The 19,628-nt window shown below is 37.6% G+C and carries 20 protein-coding genes; 9 read left to right on the forward strand and 11 right to left on the reverse strand.

The window, feature by feature from the left end; all coding sequences use genetic code 11:
- The first annotated feature begins 28 nt into the window (after positions 1-28).
- Positions 29-781: an AzlC family ABC transporter permease gene (locus tag DCO44_RS14820; RefSeq protein ID WP_116763229.1), complete on the forward strand. Its 753-nt coding sequence runs from the start codon at positions 29-31 to the stop codon at positions 779-781.
- Positions 778-1,077 (forward strand): AzlD family protein, encoded by a 300-nt coding sequence (locus tag DCO44_RS14825; protein WP_116763231.1) that lies wholly within the window; start codon positions 778-780, stop codon positions 1,075-1,077. Before DCO44_RS14820 ends, DCO44_RS14825 begins: the two co-directional genes overlap by 4 nt.
- A 23-nt stretch (positions 1,078-1,100) precedes the next feature.
- Here the strand turns inward: DCO44_RS14825 and DCO44_RS14830 are convergent, their stop codons facing one another.
- Positions 1,101-1,406: a hypothetical protein gene (locus DCO44_RS14830; RefSeq protein ID WP_116763264.1), complete on the reverse strand. Its 306-nt coding sequence runs from the start codon at positions 1,404-1,406 to the stop codon at positions 1,101-1,103.
- A 261-nt stretch (positions 1,407-1,667) separates the two neighbouring features.
- Here DCO44_RS14830 and DCO44_RS14835 point away from each other — a divergent pair, with 261 nt between their 5' ends.
- Positions 1,668-2,186 carry a hypothetical protein gene (locus DCO44_RS14835; RefSeq protein ID WP_116763233.1) on the forward strand — a complete coding sequence of 173 codons (519 nt, stop codon included), beginning with the start codon at positions 1,668-1,670 and terminating at the stop codon, positions 2,184-2,186.
- A 46-nt stretch (positions 2,187-2,232) separates the two neighbouring features.
- Here the strand turns inward: DCO44_RS14835 and DCO44_RS14840 are convergent, their stop codons facing one another.
- Positions 2,233-3,255: a type I glyceraldehyde-3-phosphate dehydrogenase gene (locus DCO44_RS14840; protein WP_116763235.1), complete on the reverse strand. Its 1,023-nt coding sequence runs from the start codon at positions 3,253-3,255 to the stop codon at positions 2,233-2,235.
- A 400-nt stretch (positions 3,256-3,655) separates the two neighbouring features.
- On the opposite strand from DCO44_RS14840, the gene alaS reads away from it, so the two are divergent.
- The 3 genes from alaS to csrA all read left to right on the forward strand — a co-directional run bounded on the left by alaS (position 3,656) and on the right by csrA (position 8,193).
- Positions 3,656-6,349, forward strand: a complete 2,694-nt coding sequence (gene alaS, locus DCO44_RS14845) for an alanine--tRNA ligase (protein WP_171304989.1) — start codon at positions 3,656-3,658, stop codon at positions 6,347-6,349.
- Positions 6,350-6,414: 65 nt separating this feature from the next.
- On the forward strand, positions 6,415-7,695 hold the full coding sequence (locus DCO44_RS14850) for an aspartate kinase (protein WP_016166581.1): 1,281 nt from the start codon (positions 6,415-6,417) through the stop codon (positions 7,693-7,695).
- Between the two features lie 243 nt (positions 7,696-7,938).
- Positions 7,939-8,193 (forward strand): carbon storage regulator CsrA, encoded by a 255-nt coding sequence (csrA, locus tag DCO44_RS14855; protein WP_116763239.1) that lies wholly within the window; start codon positions 7,939-7,941, stop codon positions 8,191-8,193.
- Between the two features lie 55 nt (positions 8,194-8,248).
- Here csrA and rnhB read toward each other — a convergent pair whose 3' ends face one another.
- From rnhB to DCO44_RS14870, 3 genes are all read right to left on the reverse strand, one after another.
- Positions 8,249-8,821 carry a ribonuclease HII gene (gene rnhB, locus DCO44_RS14860; RefSeq protein ID WP_116763241.1) on the reverse strand — a complete coding sequence of 191 codons (573 nt, stop codon included), beginning with the start codon at positions 8,819-8,821 and terminating at the stop codon, positions 8,249-8,251.
- Positions 8,822-8,882: 61 nt separating this feature from the next.
- Positions 8,883-9,251, reverse strand: a complete 369-nt coding sequence (locus tag DCO44_RS14865) for a hypothetical protein (RefSeq protein WP_116763243.1) — start codon at positions 9,249-9,251, stop codon at positions 8,883-8,885.
- 142 nt (positions 9,252-9,393) lie between these two features.
- The gene (locus tag DCO44_RS14870; protein ID WP_116763245.1) at positions 9,394-9,771 is read right to left on the reverse strand and encodes a hypothetical protein; all 378 of its coding nucleotides are present in this window, start codon (positions 9,769-9,771) and stop codon (positions 9,394-9,396) included.
- Between the two features lie 229 nt (positions 9,772-10,000).
- Here DCO44_RS14870 and DCO44_RS14875 point away from each other — a divergent pair, with 229 nt between their 5' ends.
- The gene (locus tag DCO44_RS14875; RefSeq protein WP_116763247.1) at positions 10,001-10,555 is read left to right on the forward strand and encodes a cytochrome b; all 555 of its coding nucleotides are present in this window, start codon (positions 10,001-10,003) and stop codon (positions 10,553-10,555) included.
- 54 nt (positions 10,556-10,609) lie between these two features.
- Here DCO44_RS14875 and DCO44_RS14880 read toward each other — a convergent pair whose 3' ends face one another.
- Positions 10,610-11,608, reverse strand: coding sequence for an adenosine deaminase (locus DCO44_RS14880; protein WP_116763249.1), 999 nt, complete (start codon positions 11,606-11,608; stop codon positions 10,610-10,612).
- A 63-nt stretch (positions 11,609-11,671) separates the two neighbouring features.
- On the reverse strand, positions 11,672-12,994 hold the full coding sequence (locus DCO44_RS14885; RefSeq protein ID WP_116763251.1) for an NCS2 family permease: 1,323 nt from the start codon (positions 12,992-12,994) through the stop codon (positions 11,672-11,674).
- 1,296 nt (positions 12,995-14,290) lie between these two features.
- Here DCO44_RS14885 and DCO44_RS14890 point away from each other — a divergent pair.
- On the forward strand, positions 14,291-15,001 hold the full coding sequence (locus tag DCO44_RS14890; RefSeq protein WP_116763254.1) for a transglutaminase-like domain-containing protein: 711 nt from the start codon (positions 14,291-14,293) through the stop codon (positions 14,999-15,001).
- Between the two features lie 749 nt (positions 15,002-15,750).
- On the opposite strand, the gene DCO44_RS14895 is transcribed toward DCO44_RS14890, so the two are convergent.
- The 3 genes from DCO44_RS14895 to DCO44_RS14905 all read right to left on the reverse strand — a co-directional run bounded on the left by DCO44_RS14895 (position 15,751) and on the right by DCO44_RS14905 (position 18,641).
- On the reverse strand, positions 15,751-16,008 hold the full coding sequence (locus DCO44_RS14895; protein ID WP_116763256.1) for a hypothetical protein: 258 nt from the start codon (positions 16,006-16,008) through the stop codon (positions 15,751-15,753).
- 678 nt (positions 16,009-16,686) lie between these two features.
- On the reverse strand, positions 16,687-16,926 hold the full coding sequence (locus tag DCO44_RS14900) for a hypothetical protein (RefSeq protein ID WP_116763258.1): 240 nt from the start codon (positions 16,924-16,926) through the stop codon (positions 16,687-16,689).
- A gap of 917 nt (positions 16,927-17,843) precedes the next feature.
- On the reverse strand, positions 17,844-18,641 hold the full coding sequence (locus DCO44_RS14905; protein ID WP_116763260.1) for a Bro-N domain-containing protein: 798 nt from the start codon (positions 18,639-18,641) through the stop codon (positions 17,844-17,846).
- Between the two features lie 158 nt (positions 18,642-18,799).
- Between DCO44_RS14905 and DCO44_RS14910 the strand changes: the two genes are divergently transcribed.
- Complete coding sequence (locus DCO44_RS14910; RefSeq protein ID WP_116763262.1) at positions 18,800-19,192, forward strand: hypothetical protein; 393 nt, start codon at positions 18,800-18,802, stop codon at positions 19,190-19,192.
- 49 nt (positions 19,193-19,241) lie between these two features.
- Here the strand turns inward: DCO44_RS14910 and DCO44_RS16690 are convergent.
- A partial coding sequence (locus DCO44_RS16690) for a hypothetical protein (protein WP_165815732.1) occupies positions 19,242-19,628 on the reverse strand: 387 nt, incomplete at its 5' end.

Below are 19,628 nucleotides of genomic sequence, written 5' to 3' on the forward strand. Positions count from 1 at the left end.
ATAACTTCCTACTTTGTGAGGTCCCCCCATGTCCACTTTTAAAAGCAGCTCATCCCATTCGTTGATTTTGAACAGTCAAGACCAAGATGAGTTTTTGCGTGGCATTAAAACGACATTACCAATGCTGCTTGGTTTTGTTCCTTTAGCGTTGGTACTGGGTACTCAAGCAGCACAAAAAGGGTTTTCCATTGTAGAAGTATCCCTCTTAACAGGATTAAATTTTGCAGGTGGCTCGGAGTTTGCCATTCTGGAAGTGTGGACCAACCCTCCACAATTCCTACTGCTGATGTTCATTACCTTTTTAATCAATAGTCGACATCTCCTTATGGGAGCAAGCCTCGTTCCTTATTTAAGACATTTACCTGACCGTCAAGTTTATCCTGCGCTCTTTTTTCTTTGTGATGAAAGCTGGGCCTTAGGATTATCCAATGCACAAAAAAGGATTCATCTGGTTGGGCTAAGGCATGCATTTAATATGCCTTACTATGCAGGGGTATGTTTAGCGCTATATGTGATGTGGGTATCGGTCACCACCCTAGGTGCTGTACTCGGTCCAGTCTTAGGAGATATTCATCCGTATGGTTTTGACATGGCATTCCCAGCCATCATTTTAGTGCTGCTACGTGGAATGTGGACTGGATTTGCTGCTGCACGACCATGGTTAGTGAGTTTGTTGGTTGCCGCAATTTCTTATTTATACTTGCCTGCGGGTTGGCACGTGCCTTTAGGTGCAATCAGTGGTGTTGCATCTGCCCTTTTCTTGATAGGAGAAGACGAATGATTCATGGCAGCACTTTAATTGCGATTCTCTTCGTCGCCTTAACCACCTATCTAACTCGCTTATTGGGCTATGTCTTATTAAAAAATAAAACCTTGTCGGCTAAACACAAAAAGATTTTAGAAGTTGTACCAGGCTGTGTCCTGATTTCCGTCATTGCGCCTTATTTTGTCAAAGATAATCCAGCCGACTTAATTGCAATCGCAATTACTTTATTGGCAGCATCTCGACTACCGCTACTTTCAACTGTCATCATCAGTATGTTAAGCGCAGCATTATTACGCCAAATTTTAATTTAAAATTTGGCGTAATTCGCTCAAAATTAGCGATTTGTTTGCCCGACTGACTTGCTTAACAAACTCACCAATTCAGCATTTTGCAACTCCAACTGATGCGTTCTTTTTACAGTTTTATCAATTGCTTCTTGTTGTACATGCATTTTCTTGGCAAGGTCTTGCATAATTTCGAGCGTTTTCTTTAAGTTTTCTTCAAGGTGTACCACTTTCTGCTCCAGATGTTGCTGATACTCTGTATCCTCTGTGCTCTCACCTTGCTGTTTAAATTGAAACCACACCAGAAAAATAACTGCAACTGCTAATAACAGGATAAATCCCCAAATTAACATCATCATATGTTTCTCATTGTCATTATGTCTTTCTTTTATAATATGCCAAGATGACTTTAATTTTTATAAAAAATAAAAGATAAACCCGATATTTTTCAATCGCTCACTCATCATGCCTATTATTGATATCAACCGAAGCAACCAAAGCCAAACGAATGATATTTTGATACATGTTTTCTATTTCAGAAATGCACATCAACCGATATATTCAATTCGCTAACAATTATTCAACTTTAGAAAAAACTGTTCATTTGGATCATCACTATGGAATTACATAGCAATCTTTACTATCACCATCCTGATCACATCATCATGGATCAACTCGATCATTTATTCCAACAACATCAAGACAACCCTGTAACTTTTGTGCAATTGGCTAGCGCGATTAATGCGGAGTATGGTGCCGAACTTGCACAAGAACTTATTGATCAAGTGGATCAAATCGAGTATGACCTTGCACCAGAAACAGCCTATCGACTTGCAGGATTTAGTATTCTGCACTTTGTCCACGGTTCGGAGGGCGATGACATCATGGAAGCCATCCTGTTTTTCTTAAAAGCCTTAGTCCCTGCATTGCATGTACAAGCATGGGGTTGTGGCGATGATGACCCTTGGGAATTCTGGTTTAAATTTGAAGGTGATGAACTCATTCGTGAAGATGATGAACCGTTTAATGATCCAGATGAAGATCTCAACATCAAAGCTGAAATCTATACTTGGTGGCATCAAGATATGCCTAAAGAAATTCAAGAGGGCTTTTTGAACGCGACTGAAGAAGAATAACAGCCAAAGCACCTTATTTGCAGAACCCAATAAGGTGCTTGATGACTTATACAAAAGATTCACACAGATCCAGTAAGCGGTTGGCATAGCCCCATTCATTATCATACCAAGCAAATACTTTCGCCTGATGCCCCACCACCATAGTCTGACTTAAGTCTACAATCAGTGAATAAGGTGAATGATTAAAATCACTAGACACCAATGCTTCATCGGTTACTTGCATAATTTCGGCATAGTCACTTTCAGCTGCACCCATCAATACTTCGTTCAGTCTATGTACGGTAACTGGAGATTGCGATACAAAGGTCAAATCAATTGCAGCAACATTAATGGTTGGAACACGAATGGAATAACCATCAATGCGGTTTTCCATTTTCGGCATCACTTGCTTTAATGCCCCTAATGCTGAAGATGTAGTAGGAATAATATTTTGCCCAGATGCACGGGCACGACGTAAATCTCGATGTGCATGATCCAAAACCGATTGATCAGCGGTTACCGCATGAATTTCGGTCATTAACGCAGTTTGAATCCCAAAAGCATCATCAAGAATTTTGACTAAAGGAACCAATGCCTGCGTGGTACAAGACACACTGGAAATAATTTGATCTGAAGCTTTCACTTCATGATGGTTCACGCCATAAACAATTGCCGCATCAACCGTATCAAAAGGCGCAGCACCAATAATCACACGCTTTGCCCCAGCCCGAATATGACGAGTAGCCGCTTCGCGTGAACGGAACAAACCCGTACATTCCAGCACCACATCAATATTTAATTTCTGCCAAGGTAACTGAGCAGGTTCGGCCTCACACAAAACTTGAACTTTTAGGCTGGCAAGCCCCGCTTGAATATGCAAATAAATTTGCTCATTTTCATGCTCCAGTTCAACTTTGCCCTTGAAACGGCCATGTGTCGTGTCGTACTTAAACAAGTGGATTAAGGTTTCAACATCGGCAATATCATTAATTGCCACAATCTCAAAATGGAAATCTTTTGGATTTTCGAACCAAGCCCGTAAAACGTTACGACCAATTCGACCAAATCCATTAATCGCCACCTTTTGCATGACTTTTCCTTTGTATGAAACCTTAATTTAAGCTGCCTTATGTTAATTGATTTTGTATTTTAGCCAAGATATTTTCTTACAAATCCAGCATAAAATTAAAAAAATGATGATCCTGATGAAAAAACTTCAGCCAAATTCAACTTGAACAGCACCATCTACTGGATTGACTTAAATTTAGAAAATTTTAAAAAGTTTATTTACATAAAATAAATACAGACTAAAGGATGACTTACAATTCCATAGTTTTGTCATTAATTCATAGTAAAGTGATTGGTGCATGAGGCTTTTTCCGTTATAATTTGGCGTTTTAAAAAATTAAGCCTGTATTTTATAGAATGTGCTAAAACCACCTATAAACAATACATTTAGCCAAATTCAAGATTTATGGAGTGACTTGGTTGTGAGTACTCGTTTTATGACATCAGCTGAAATTCGCGAAGCTTTTCTAAGCTATTTTGAATCGCAAGGGCATACACGTGTCGCGTCGAGTTCTCTAGTACCCGCCAACGACCCAACATTATTATTTACTAATGCTGGTATGAACCAGTTTAAAGACTGCTTTTTAGGTCTTGAAAAACGTGATTATGTACGTGCAACCTCATCGCAAAAGTGTGTCCGTGCTGGCGGAAAACACAATGACTTAGATAACGTCGGTTATACTGCACGCCACCACACTTTCTTTGAAATGTTAGGCAACTTCTCATTTGGTGACTATTTCAAACGTGATGCCATTAAATTTGCGTGGGAATTCCTGACTGGCGATAAATGGTTAGCACTACCAAAAGACAAACTCTACGCCACGGTTTATCACACTGATGACGAAGCATTTGACATCTGGAACAAAGAAATTGGTTTAGATGCATCGCGCATTATTCGTATTGGTGATAACAAAGGTGGTCAATACGCATCAGATAACTTCTGGGCAATGGGTGATACTGGTCCATGTGGTCCTTGTTCTGAAATTTTCTTTGACCATGGCGATCATATTTGGGGTGGCTTACCAGGCACACCTGAAGAAGATGGCGACCGTTTCATTGAAATCTGGAACAACGTATTCATGCAGTTTAACCGTACTGCGGATGGCGTGCTTCACCCTCTTCCAGCACCTTCTGTTGATACAGGTATGGGCTTAGAACGTATTTCTGCGGTTTTACAACACGTAAATTCAAACTACGAAATCGATTTATTCCAGCACTTATTAAAAGCTGCTGCTGAAATTATTGGTTTAGATACCGCTGCGCTTGAAGCTGAAGCAAAAGAAAAAGGCACACCAGTTCAGTACCCTGCTTCACTTAAAGTCGTTGCGGATCATGCACGCTCATGCTGCTTCCTAATTGCAGACGGTGTGAACCCTTCTAATGAAGGTCGTGGTTATGTACTGCGTCGTATCATTCGTCGTGCAGTGCGTCATGGTAACAAGCTAGGCGCAACAGGTTCGTTCTTCCATAAAATGTTACAACCTTTAATTGAAGTGATGGGTCAAGCTTACCCTGAACTTGAAGCACAGAAAGCGCGTATTGAAGCACAATTGCTGAAAGAAGAAGAACAGTTTGCCAAAACCTTAGAGCAAGGTTTGAAATTGCTTGAAGGTGAATTAGCTCAACTAAAAGGTTCTGTGATCCCAGGTGAAGTGGTCTTCAAACTTTACGATACTTACGGCTTCCCTACAGACTTAACGGCTGATATCGCACGTGAACGTGATTTAACCATTGATGAAGCAGGCTTTGAAGTTGAAATGGCAGCACAACGCCAACGAGCACGTGATGCTGGTAAATTCGCAATTGACTACAACAGCGTTGTAAAAGTTGAAGGCGAAACTCAGTTTAATGGTTACGATGCAACGGTTGGCGAAGGTCAAATTATCGCGATTTATAAAGATGGCGAGCAAGTTGATGAAGTCGTTGAAGGTGACGAAGCCCTTATCGTACTGAACCAAACTCCGTTCTATGCAGAAAGCGGCGGTCAAATTGGTGACACAGGTATCTTCAAAAATGACACAGGTATTTTTGAAGTCCAAGACACCAAGAAATCGGGTGGCGCTTTTGTACACCAAGGCATCGTGACTGTTGGTAGTCTGAAAGCATCACAAACTGTTGAAGCAACAGTCAAAGCAGATATCCGCGCTGCAACTGCACGTAACCACTCTGCAACTCACCTTTTGCATGCCGCACTACGTCAGATTTTAGGTGAACACGTACAGCAAAAAGGCTCATTGGTTGCCTCAGACATCTTACGTTTTGACTTCGCCAATGATCAGCCTGTTTCATTTGAACAACTTCAAGAAATTGAGCGTTTGGTCAATGCAGAAGTGATTGCAAACAGCACTGTCACCACGGAACTTCTCGACATCGAATCTGCAAAAACCAAAGGCGCGATGATGTTGTTCGGTGAAAAATATGGCGATGAAGTTCGTGTACTTTCAATGGGTTCAATTATTGAAGAGAAGAACTTCTCGATTGAACTATGTGGTGGTATTCACGTACAACGTACTGGCGACATCGGCTTATTTAAAATCACTTCTGAAGGCGGTGTTGCTGCGGGTGTACGTCGTATTGAAGCAGTGACAGGTACTAAAGCTTTAGACGTTGTACAAAAAACCGAAGCGGATATTGTACATATCAATGGTGTATTGAAAGCTCAGAAAGATCAAACTGTAGAAAAAGTTGAAGCCATTGTTGAAACTTCATCTGCTTTACAAAAACAGATTGAGCAACTCAATCAAAAATTAGCAAGTTTGCAAGCTGCGGAACTTTTAAGCCAAGTTCAAACACTTGCAGGTCGCACAACTTTAATCACAACTGTTCAAGGCATGGATGCAAAAGCACTTCGTAACCTTCATGACGGTGTGAAATCAAAATTAGAAAATGCAGTAATCGTTCTTGCAGGTGTAGAGGGTGACAAGGTTAGCTTGATCGCATCTGTAGCAAAAGAATTTACTGCTTCTATAAAGGCGGGGGACATCATCAAACACTTGGCAACTGAGCTAGGTGGTAAAGGTGGTGGTAAACCTGACTTGGCACAAGGTGGCGCGCCACTAAACGAGAAGTTTGCACCAGTGATGGCAGATTTAACTGCTTGGCTTGAAGCAAAATAAAACTTCACCTTTTGTGTAACTGACCCTGATTGGCACTTCAGGGTCATGGCTTATATGGAACAACTATGGCATTAATCGTTCAAAAATATGGCGGTACTTCTATGGGTACCCCCGAGCGCATTTTAAATGTTGCTCGTCGTGTGAAGCGCTGGCATGACCACGGCCACAAGGTAGTGGTTGTAGTATCAGCAATGAGTGGTGAAACAAACCGCTTATTAGCTCTCGCGAAAGCCATTACGGACACCCCTGACCCACGCGAACTTGACCAAATGGTTTCAACGGGTGAACAGGTAACGATTTCCATGTTAGCGATGGCGCTCAATTCAATTGGCGTTGAAGCTAAGTCACTCACGGGTCGCCAAGTTGGTATTAAAACGGACAGTGCGTTCACCAAAGCACGTATTGAATCGATTGATACCGACGTAATGACTGAGCACTTAGATGCAGGTCGTGTCATTGTCGTTGCTGGTTTCCAAGGCTTTGATGCCGATGGCAATACCACAACTTTAGGCCGTGGTGGCTCAGATACTTCTGGGGTAGCACTGGCGGCTGCGTTGAAAGCAGATGAATGCCAAATCTACACCGATGTAGATGGTGTTTATACCACTGACCCACGCGTTGCACCGAAAGCGAAAAAAGTTGACCGTATCTCTTTTGAAGAAATGCTAGAAATGGCATCTTTAGGCTCAAAAGTTTTACAAATCCGCTCTGTTGAATTCGCAGGTAAATATCAAGTTCCACTGCGCGTATTATCAAGTTTTGATAATGATGATGATGGTGCATTTGATGAAGATTTCAAACAAAACGTAGGCACATTAATTACGACTGAGGCAGAAGACGATATGGAACAACCAATCATCGCAGGTATTGCATTTAACCGTGACGAAGCAAAACTCACTATCTTGGGTGTTCCTGATGAACCAGGAATTGCATCTAAAATCTTATCGCCGATCAGCAATGCCAATATCGAAGTGGATATGATTATCCAAAACGTAGAAGAAGATGGCACAACAGATTTTACTTTTACCGTAAATCGCACAGACTTGGCAAAAGCAAAAGCTATTTTAGAGCAAACAGCAAGCAGCATTGAAGGATGTGAAGTTGTTACTCGTGATGATATCGTTAAAGTATCAATCGTTGGTGTTGGTATGCGTTCGCATGCAGGTGTTGCGAGCAAAATGTTCACAGCATTGGCAGATGAAAGCATTAATATTTTAATGATTTCAACATCAGAAATTAAAATTTCTGTACTTATTGAAGAAAACTATTTAGAGCTTGCTGTTCGTTGTTTACACACAGCATTTGGCCTAGACCGTGAACACGGTGAGTCAAGCGCTCGCGCTTAAAAGATAATTGTCTTTTGTAAGACAATTATCTTTAAAATTCCATAAAAATACAGAGCCACTATAGTTTTTTCTATAGTGGCTCTGTTATATTAGCCCAGAAGCGTTTTAGTAAATTTCAACAGAATTCTATAAATACCCACCTATTTGTCTTTATAAGTTCTGTTAAAATTTTCTTTATAACCAAGGTTGTGTTTTTTTAACTTTTTAATCAATGCAGGTTTAGCATTTTGCAAGGAGATAAACATGCTGATTCTGACCCGTCGTGTCGGAGAAACATTAATGATTGGGGATCAAGTCAGTGTTACTGTGCTTGGTGTTAAAGGCAATCAAGTTCGTATTGGCGTAAATGCTCCAAAAGAAGTATCAGTTCATCGCGAAGAAATTTATCAACGCATTCAACATGAACGTGCGATGCACGAACACCTTCAACATATCGATCAAGATTATCAACCTTCTTTTGAAGAAGATAATTACTCCCAGAATAACTTTAATCGTTAAAATTAAATGTTATCTCCTAAAGCGGCTTTTCTAAGCCGCTTTAAATTTTTTAGCTCTAGTCAAATTGTGCCAATGCCTTTTTTACCGGTGCATAACTACGACGATGTTCCGCAATAACGCCATGCATCGTAATTGCTTCAAAATGTGCTTTGGTTGGATAGCCTTTATGCTTGGCAAAACCGTACTGTGGGTATTTCTGGTCTAAAGCCACCATGTCGCGATCGCGTGTGACTTTGGCCAAGATACTTGCTGCAGAAATTTCTGCATGTAACGCATCCCCTCCAACTACAGCCTCACAACTCACACTCAAGCCTTGTGGAATTTTATTCCCATCGACCAAAACATGCTCTGGATCTATCTGTAATGCTTCTACTGCACGACGCATTGCCAAAAGTGAAGCCTGCAAAATATTGATTTGGTCAATTTCTTCGTGACTTGCTTCCGCAATTGCCCATGCCAATGCTTTTTCTTGAATCTCTACAAATAATTTTTCACGCTTTTTCTCTGTGAGTTTCTTTGAATCATTTAGACCTTCGATCAGGTTATTCGGGTCAAGAATTACCGCTGCAGCTACAACCGAACCAACTAAAGGACCACGCCCCGCTTCATCTACACCAGCAATAAACATAATTTACTCACAAAAAATTGGCTGCATTTCAGCAGCCAATCAAAGTCAATGGAATACCAAACTATTTTACCACTTCTGACACACATGCATTCATAGTTTTCGCCACTGCAACACCTGTTAAAGCTGTTCTTACTTTAGAGTCCACCGCAGCAAGCGCTAATTCAGAAGGTGATAGTACAGTGGGTGCATTTTTTCCTACACACTTACAAATCTGGGTCTTCTTTTCTTTCTTCTGGGACTTTGTCATTAATTTACTTGCAATTTTCCAAGCAGCAAAGTCATCAATATCATGATTACATTTGGTCTGTGCAGCAAACTGAATTGCAGAAGTCCCCAATTTTAAATTACTTTGCTCACTACTTTGTACGGTGCTACAAGCAGCTAAAGCAAAGACTGCTGAAAGCGCTAAAAAAAATTTATTCTTATGCATGTATTTACCATTTTAGTTGAATAACATCATAGTTAATTTAACGGTTTGATCACCTGAAAACGACTTAAAATTACAAGAAAATATAAAATTATTTTTTTAAGAACAAAGCCGAGAAAATTCAGCTTCGTTCTTATCTTTGACTTTATTTCTTCAATGCTTCTGAAACACAAGCATTTACAGTTTCAGATACAACTTGGTTAACAATCGTTGCTCTTGCAGCAGGATCGATTGCAGCAGTTGCTAAATCCAAAGTCGTCACATTTTGTGGTGCTTTTTCGCTCACACAACCACAAATATCCGTTTGAATATTTTGTTTTTGCTCCGCAGTCATAAGTCGTGTAGCGGTTTTCCAAGCAGGTGTATTATTTAATTCTGTCACGCATTTTGAATTAATTGCAATTTTGATTGCTGCCATGCCCACTTGCTGGCTTGTTGTCGCAGTGGTTGTTGCTGTTTCTGTGGTAGCACAAGCAGTAAGTACTAAAATAACAGGTGCCAATGCAGCTAATCTTTTTTTCACAATATTACCTTGGTGATCAATTTAAAGTAGGGCTATTGTGCCGTAACACCCATAAATATAAAGCCCTGATTAAGCTGATGATCAATTGTTTGCATAATTTACCAACAAAAGCTTAGCAAATAAAATCAGCGTTGCAACAAATATACGCATCGTTGCAGAATCTGCATTTTCTTGTATTTTTAATTTCAGTAAGATTATAAAAATTATTCAACCTATTTATTCATACTTTATGAAAAATACAACACCCTATTACACGCGCACTGCGCAAGTATTACACTGGCTAATGGCAATTATTTTTATTGTCGCTTGGATCATTGGTTTTTATAGCGGAAACTTTTTAAGCTATGAGACTGATGGTAGCTTCAAAGGTGACGTCATCACTTTACACAAAAACATTGCTACGACCATTATCTTTTTGGTCATGATCCGTATTTTCTGGCGTTATACACATCCAGCCCCTTCACTACCTGATAGCATGTCGCCAACAATGAAAGTATTGGCACATCTTGGGCATTTGGCTTTATATCTAATGCTACTTGCCTTACCAATCACGGGGTGTTTATTCAGTTGGAGCGCAGGTCATCCTGCACCTGTTTTATATATGTTTGAGATTCCTCGCCTTCTAGAAGAAAACTATGATGTATTGGAAATTGTAAAACCGTTACACATCTATCTGTCTTGGGCAGCAGGTTTATTGGTTGTCGGACATATTGCTGCCGCATTAAAGCACCACTTTATTGATAAAGATGGTGTGCTCAGCAGTATGACGCGCCAACCCAAGTAAAACGAAATCATAAAAAAACCGCACAATCACGTGCGGTTTTTTATATCAAAAGAATTACAAACTTTGAATTTCTGCAATCCATTTTTGCTTTTCAGCAGCGCTAATAAATGATGCTTCAAAGGAATTTTGAGCCAACTTTTTCAACTCATCATTTGATAAAGACAATGCTTCAGTAATGGCAACAAAATTGTCATTCATGTAACCACCAAAATAAGATGGATCATCTGAATTCACTGTAACATGCACGCCCTGTTGCAATAAACGGCGGATGTTATGCTGTGCCATATCATCAACCACACACAGCTTTAAGTTACTTAGCGGACAAACCGTTAACGGCATTTTCTCTGCAATTAAACGCTGCATTAAAGCAGGATCTTCTTCTGAACGTACACCATGATCGATACGGTTGACTTTAAGTAAGTCTAAAGCTTCCCAAACATATTCTGCCGGCCCTTCTTCACCCGCATGTGCAACAACTAAGAAACCTGCTTCACGTGCTTTGGCAAAGACACGTTCAAATTTTGAAGGTGGATGTCCAACTTCACTAGAATCCAACCCAACACCAATAATTTGATCTTTAAATGGCATGGCTTGTGCCAATGTTTCAAATGCAGCTTCTTCACTTAAATGGCGCAAGAAACACATAATTAAACGTGAACTAATGCCATATTTGGTTTGAGCATCATCACAGGCACGCTGTAAACCATTAATTACAGTTTCAAATGCGACCCCTCGATCGGTATGTGTTTGCGGATCAAAGAACATTTCTGTATGCATGACACGATCTTCATGACATTTTTCGAAATATGCCCAAGCCAAATCATAGAAATCCTGCTCATGCACCAGTACGTTTGCACCCGCATAATAAATATCTAGGAAGGATTGCAGGTTATGAAAATTATAGGCTTGCTTGACTTCTTCAACTGATTTGTAAGGAATTTCAATCTGATTACGTTGTGCAATTGCAAACATCAATTCAGGCTCAAAAGTCCCTTCAATATGAACGTGTAATTCCGCTTTTGGTAAAGCACGGATGAGCTCAAGTTGATTCATACCTTATCCTTAAAAAGAAAAAAGGGTGTAAACAAGTTTACACCCTTAACATTGGTGTGGGTATTAACCACCAAAAAATGCAAATTTAATTGCCCAAAGCACTGCAACAATCCAAACCATATAAGGAACAGTTGAAGCTTTGCCTGTACATAATTTAATTAACGCATAGCTAATAAAGCCCATCGCAATACCATCTGCAATTGAGTATGAAAATGGCATAAATACGATAGTTAAGAATGCAGGTACAGCTTCAGTAATATCATCCCATTCAATATGGGTAATCCCCTGAATCATCAACACACCCACAAATAACAATGCAGGAGCTGTTGCAAAACCAGGTACAGATTGTGCCAATGGAGCTAAAAACAAACACAAGATAAATAAAACACCAACCACAACAGCAGTAAGACCTGTACGACCGCCTGCTGCTACACCTGCTGAAGATTCAATATATGGTGTTGTTGATGACGTACCTAATGCTGCACCTGCAACAATAGCTGTTGAGTCAGCAAATAATGCTTTTTTCAAACGAGGCAATTTACCATCTTGTAGTAAGCCAGCACGATGCGCGACACCTACCAAAGTACCCGTTGAGTCAAATAAGTCCACCAAGAAGAAGACAAAAATGACGCCCACTAAACTCGCGGTAAATAAGCCTTCAAAATCCATCTGTAAGAATGTTGGTGCAATTGAAGGAATTTCTCCTACAACACCTTTGAATTCGCTTAACCCCATCATGGTTGAAATTGCAGTCAGTACCAAAATACTGATGATAATCGCACCACGTACTTTAAACTGGTGTAGTACCACGATCATTAAGAATCCAAACAACGTCAACAATACTGTCGGTTGCTTAAGATCACCTAAACCAACCAGTGTTGCTGGATTATCAACAATAATGCCTGAGTTTTTTAACGCAATCAGCGCTAGGAACAAACCAATACCGCCGCCAATCGCAAACTTAAGCGACATTGGAATTGCATTGACAATCGCTTCACGGATTTTAAACATGCTAATGGCAATAAAAACTAAACCAGAAACAAATACTGCTGCCAAAGCGGTTTGCCACGGCACACCCATCCCCATACAAACAGAATAGGTAAAGTAGGCGTTAAGTCCCATACCAGGTGCTAAAGCAATTGGATAGTTCGCAATAATCCCCATCACTAAACAGCCAATCGCTGCTGCGAGACATGTTGCGACAAAGACAGCTCCATGATCCATCCCTGTTTCGGATAAAATCATTGGGTTAACAATAATGATGTAACACATGGTTAAAAATGTGGTTACACCTGCAAGAACTTCAGTACGAAAAGTCGTCTTGTTTTCGCTTAGTTTAAATAAGCGTTCAAGTACGTTTTCTGAAGATGGATTAGGAGTCGTCATGACCTAGCCCCTGTAAAAAAACATTATGCCAAAATTCCGAATTGGGCTAAAAATTAAACTTTTTGCCATTTGATTCTCGAAATTTAAAGCAATGGGTATGCCAAATATCTGATGCTTTTTCCAAGCTAAATAAGGAAGCTGTTGTTGCATAACATAAGACTCCCTCATACAAGTAAACGAAAAAAGCTGCATAAATTATGCAGCTTTGATACTTATACTTTTTAAATCAATAGCTTAAATAAAAAACATAAACATTTCTTTAAATTCGGCGTGGATTATAACATATTGATTTTCACGTTGTTTCTAGAATTTACGCACGACAGCGACTAAACCTAAAAAAACGAGATACAAGTAAATTTAAATCTTTAATTACAAAAATGAATTCATAGTGCTATTGATCTTTTTTTCTCAAAATATTTTTTGATTGAGCATCTGCTTCAATTTTCTGTAACGAACTGTGTGCTTCGTTTACCAAACGGTCAATTTCTTGCTTTTGCCTGCTCTCAGATTCGTAATATACACTCAAGCCTAAGATACAGACCATCAATAGAAACACGGGTATAAGGAACTTTTTCATTATAATAAAATAAATTTTTTAATTATTGGTAAAATATACACTATAATTTTTTCTAGTTCACTTTGTTTAGGGAAAATAGAATTTATTTAGTGCAAATCTAGTTTTTAAATGACTGGATGATATATTTGTGAAATTTTACGCTTCCGTACACAATTTTTTGACCAATCAACACCTTAATTTACCCTTTAACATTTCGATAGTTCATTATGATTGAAGATAGTTTAAATTTACTTTAAGGTCATGAAAAAGTCTTTTCATATCTTATTTTTATTCAATATCTTAGCTAAAAAAACTTCCACTGCTCTGTATTTAAAGCTCTCACACAAAGACTGGATCATAGTTATTCGTGTATTGTTTACTAAAAATTCACCCAATGGACCGAGTCGAAATTACGTAATCTTCGGAAATAAAAGAAACATAATTCACTTTAGCACATGAAATTCTATGTGATTATGTGTCAGTTTTGAACTTATCCTAACAACAACATAAGCTTATTATCATGTTGTTCCTGAGCTGCCCCTCCCCCATCCAAAAAATAGTTAAATCCTTTATAAGTGGCAATATACGGACACATATTGTTAAAAACATTAATTTCTTAAATAGACTTACGTTTGAACATATTTAGAAGGTCAGTAAAGGTTTTCTAGCTTAATCTTGACTTCAGTCTTACCCCATAGTTTTTAATCCAATCACTGACTTAAAATTGAAAATATAAAATCATGGAAAAATATCTGAAAGAAACTTTACTACTCGATTACAACCACCCATCAATCAAAAATTTAATTCAAGAGAAAGAATGGCATAAGTTGAGCGATATTGAACAAGTGAAGCAGATTTATAACTTTGTTAAAGATGGTATTCAATTTGGCTATAATTTAAAGGACTCAATTCAAGCATCCGCCGTTTTAGATGATGGCTATGGTCAATGTAATACTAAAGCGACTTTATTGATGGCTTTATTAAGAGCCGTCGAAATTCCGACCCGATTACATGGCTTCACTATCAATAAAAGCTTACAAAAAGGGGCTATCGATGGCATTTGGTACAAACTATCTCCACAAAATATTCTGCATAGTTGGGTGGAAGTCTATGTAAATGAAAGTTGGTTTATTTTAGAAGGGGTAATTCTTGATAAAGAGTATTTAACAAATCTCCAAAAAATGCATAAAAGTCCTTCAAATACTTTTTGCGGATTTGGTGTCTTTACAGAGAATTTTGATAATCCACCTATAGACTGGAATTTAAGTAATACTTATATTCAGGACAAAGGGATTAATCAAGATTTCGGAATATTTGATAGCCCAGATGATTTTTATAACCAACACCAGCAACAACTTAGCTTTATTCAAGAGATAATGTTCAAAAATATAGTAAGACATTTAATGAATAAAAATGTTGATAATATTAGGAATGCCAAGATTGCCGAGTAACTGAATTCAGTTAGCATATATGTGTAATTGATTGAAAATATGTATTTTTTAAATTTAGTATTATTATCTGTGTGATTCATAGACATTCTTTCAATATGATTGGTGTCTATGAATACAGAAATAAAACCACGATTTGTATGGGTTAAATTATTTAAAGAGATCACCAATGTAGGTCTGGTTTGTCAAAGATGTACATTTCTAGACCAATGTTACGCAGGTGGTGGGAAAAATATTCTGCGCAAGGTCTTTATAGATTAAATGCCCAGAGTGAATATCCATTAAAGTTTCTGAATACTCGAGTCAATGCGGAACTAGAAGCCTTAATATTTGAAATGCGCTCGGCTAGAAATATTGGTACTCGACGTTCAATAGAGCTGATAAGACTGTATCAAGTCTATTTCTCTTAGTGACTATCAATAAGGTGCTATCCACTCATCAAGTCAAACTGATTAAAAAAAACTCTGTCATAAAGTAATTTTCATTCGGGATAGACGCTCACGATCAAACGATAGGATTTAAATGGATCCCACTACAGTATAGTTCTCTCGATGGCTGCACACGATATTGTGTTTAAGGCTATATATCGAACAGCAGCGAATACTTTCAACTTAACTGCGTGATTGAAGAAATGCTCTTATCAGATGAGGTCCAAATACAATACAACTCATCGAATGAACACATTCAACATGCCAATTACAAGAGAGATTTAGAAATCGTCAAATTAAAATAATCTCTATGTACTATATACATTATTCCGCATAAAACTCTTCATTAGACATAAACCCTAAATAAGTAATACACGTTGCGAATATGTCCATAATTTGTGGATGCCCATTATTCTCTAGCCAATCTTTTCCTAGCATCGAAAAATGCTTCACCATGGCTGCATTCATGTTTTCATATTTCTCCTCCATTGAAAGGAATACGACATGATTCTTAGGGATGGGATTGCTATCTTGTAAAAAATTCAAGTTAACCATGTACCAGTGTAATTTCTTAGTTGTCATTTTTATTCTCGAATCATTAGCCAATAACTTTTTATATTATACGACGATCAATCAATTCTTGATCAGTTTGCTTGTAACTTCCCTTAAACTTAACAATGTGTTAAATATCAATAACTGAATGCATCGATGCAAGTTGAGCTGTCCAAACTCCAAGTAAGATATTAGGAAACTATATGCGGCCAAATACGTAATTCCTTATTTTTAGCTAGTTTTCTCATCATTCTTATAGCCCTACATAAAATAAAAACTATATTTAGAAGTATGTTTGTCACTATTAAGACTATTGCGATAGAAGTGAGATTCCAGAATATTTTCACAAAACTTGCTGGTTTTAAGTTGCTAGCTTCGATTGTTGCACCTAGAAGCTTAACTAATATTTCGTATCGTAATGACTCATATTTTTGATCATTACTTCATCTAAAGGTTGGAAATTAAAAACCAAGAATTGCCGTTCTTGGCTTTTTGCTTTTGTACTTATTATTCAGCTTTCATCACTCAGATCATCCTTTGTGATTTGTCGCATCCCCTCTTACAAAAGTTTTTTTACAGATTACTTGTGAACATTTCATATAAGAAAGGTTAAACCAACCCAGTTATGTTTTTTAGAGTTATTCTTTCAAAAAAAATGCTCAGATAATTTTCATTATCTGAGCATTGTGGGTCGTTTAAACAATTAATTTAATTCAGTTTTGAAACATAAATTTCGTAATGTGGATTTGTATTCTTATTTGAAATCACTTCATCTATTACGTATTTTTCAACAATTCCATCGGGCAATGAATGGTAAAGAAAATCTCCCTCTTCAACGGGTATTTCTATGTCTTTACTAGTAATCATTATTGACTGAACGATACAATATTTTAAAACCAACTCCTCTCCTGTACCATTTTTTATTAATTTTAAATCTATTCTATTCATCACTTTAGGTCTCCTTTAAGTGATTAATTTATTCTAGATAAATCATTATGATTATTAGCATTTTGATATTAGGCTGTAAAGAAGAACTCCTTTCACTCTGAACCGATATTGTTTCATTTTGTTTATTAAATTTTACTATTCGGTCCAATTATAGAAATACTAGTTTGAAAACATAATTTTGCTTTAGATATTTAGAACGACTGATTATTTATGTGATTTTTACTCAGTTTTTTCCTCAAAGTATGCTTTATGTTTTGTAGCCCCCTGTTACAAACCCAATTTATTTACTCATAATGTCAGACTTTCAATGATGCTCATGGTTTGAAGAGTAAATTCCAAAAAGGTTATGCTCTTTTACCGTAGACCATAATAGATATGGACCTACTACTGCCACGCTGCCTAGGTTTAAATAATTTCATATGTACCGTACCCACCATCGTAGCGAAGTTATATGAAAATTGAGCACAATGTTTTATTGAACGCGTTCCACCCGTATTTTTGCCACAAATCCTGACACAAAATGAGCGTTGTTAGGTGAATTAAATACAGCAACTAAAGCAGGTGAAGTAAATGAAAGGCATTAAAAAAGGCTTATAAGCTACTGTTTTCGCTTATAAGTCTTTGATAAATATATGGTAGGCATATCCAGACTCGAACTGGAGACCTCTACGATGTCAATATCAAGCTATGACCTGATATAAGCTATTGGAATATAACAATTTCACAGGTTGTTTTTGAGCTTTTTTTAGTCAAATTTTTACCCAACTAGACCCAATAAAATCAATAATTTAGCACTTCATTTCTCTACAACTTTTTAAGCCTTTTCCCTAAAGTTCTTTATAGCAAATTTATCTTATATGTCGCTTTGGCAGAGCAATAACGCAATTATAAAAAACCGCCCTTTCAGGCGGTCATTTTTACTTGATTAGGCTGTACCTTTGGTGCGGTGAAGTCGCCAATTCGAACATGTGTTTATAGTCATAGTTAGGCAGTTCTACACCATACTTCTTGCACAGATCCGATATGGCATAGGTCATATAGAACATATTGTCATGCAGCATAGACACCAGTAGCGGATTCAGTTTTGCAAGTGTCGGGCTATGGGTATTCCACCATGCCTGAAATAGTTTGGCTTGCCCACAGAGTATTTCTATAGATTGGTTTTCATCTATATGAATATCCCCTTTTGCTTTGATCTGCATGGTTTCTAGGTAGTCCACAGCGTCTTGAAAGTGGATGGCTAAGAGTTCGCTATAACGTGGAATGCGAAAGTGCTTGTTATGTCTGGCCCAGAGTTCGGTGCGTTTCTTTGTACTGCCCTCACAACGTCGGTCGACGATTTCTTTGAGTATGGCTTGTTGCTCTGCGTTAATTTTTAATCGAGTGTCAATTTGCTGATGCTGTATTTCTTTTTCCAGTACATCGAGTACCCATTTTCGGAATTCCTTTGCAACAGAAGTACGAGCAAAGAACGTGATGAGATGCGCTCCACGCAAGCTAAATATCCGTACGGTCAAATTGACCGTCTGGGGATTATCAATGACTTGTGTCATACCTGGAGTAAATTCATCACTGTTTCGATTATAAATCCGTGTTACTGAATCAGCATGTTTATAACCTAATGCATAAGCCAATTCAGAAGAAGTAATCCAAATTTGATCATCGTTCTGTTGTACTGGATGAAATTGTATTGCGTTAAATGATAGACTGTTCATATCAGTTTTCTCTCTATGAAGATTGATAACTCGCCCCGTGATCCGCCAAGATTGTTCGGGGCGTTTTTATTTAAGCTTTAATGACATGATTATCTTGTCATTGAGTTTAGTATTTCATAGTGTTATTATCATGTCAAATGTATTTATGAGCACATATAATGGCTGAAAATAAAACTGGGAGAGCAGTTTCTCAAGATGATTGGAAACGTACACAAGTCCGTATGCCTCAGGAACAATATGAATCACTAATGGACTATGCCGAAAAAAATAATCTATCGCTAAATACGGCAATGCTTGAACTAATAGACTTAGGTTTCAAATCTAAAGTAGAGGGAAAATCTGGTCGTTCTATTTATTTTAATGATGTGAACTGCATTGAGGATTACCCAAAAGAGCCTTTACATGAACGTACAGCACGTGTTGAGCAAATGATCTCAAGAATTTTTTATGACAATCCTGAATACCAGCTAATCAATATTGAAACTTTAAACGATGGAAAGAAGATTCGTTATTGGTATTCTATTCCTAGAGGTGAGAGTTTTAGGGATTAAAAAAAGCACCTTATGGTGCTTTTTTTAATTTTTAAAAAATATTAATCAACTAAATTAAACGAAACTCTCTATAATCATAGTTCGGAACTTCATTAAAGACCATATTTCTAATAAATTGCCTATCATATTTATATGAACATGCATTTCTAGTATTTTGTTTTTCAAATCTCATAAAATCCATACCTTTACCTATTTGAAAAAAACAATTATCAAACCTTAAATAACGATCATGACTTTCTTTATTAAAAAAAGCATGATTAACATCAATAAATTTTAAACTATCGATATATATTTTTAATGGTGGAGACAGTACTTCTTTTGAATTTGAAAATAAAAAATCATGCCAATCTAAATATTCACCATTACTTGATATTTCTCCAAACAACTCATCATATGATTTATCATTATCATGAGTAGTAGTTGTAGAAACTATAGT

The organism is Acinetobacter sp. AM, from assembly GCF_003105055.1.
In the GTDB taxonomy this organism is placed as follows: domain Bacteria; phylum Pseudomonadota; class Gammaproteobacteria; order Pseudomonadales; family Moraxellaceae; genus Acinetobacter; species Acinetobacter tibetensis.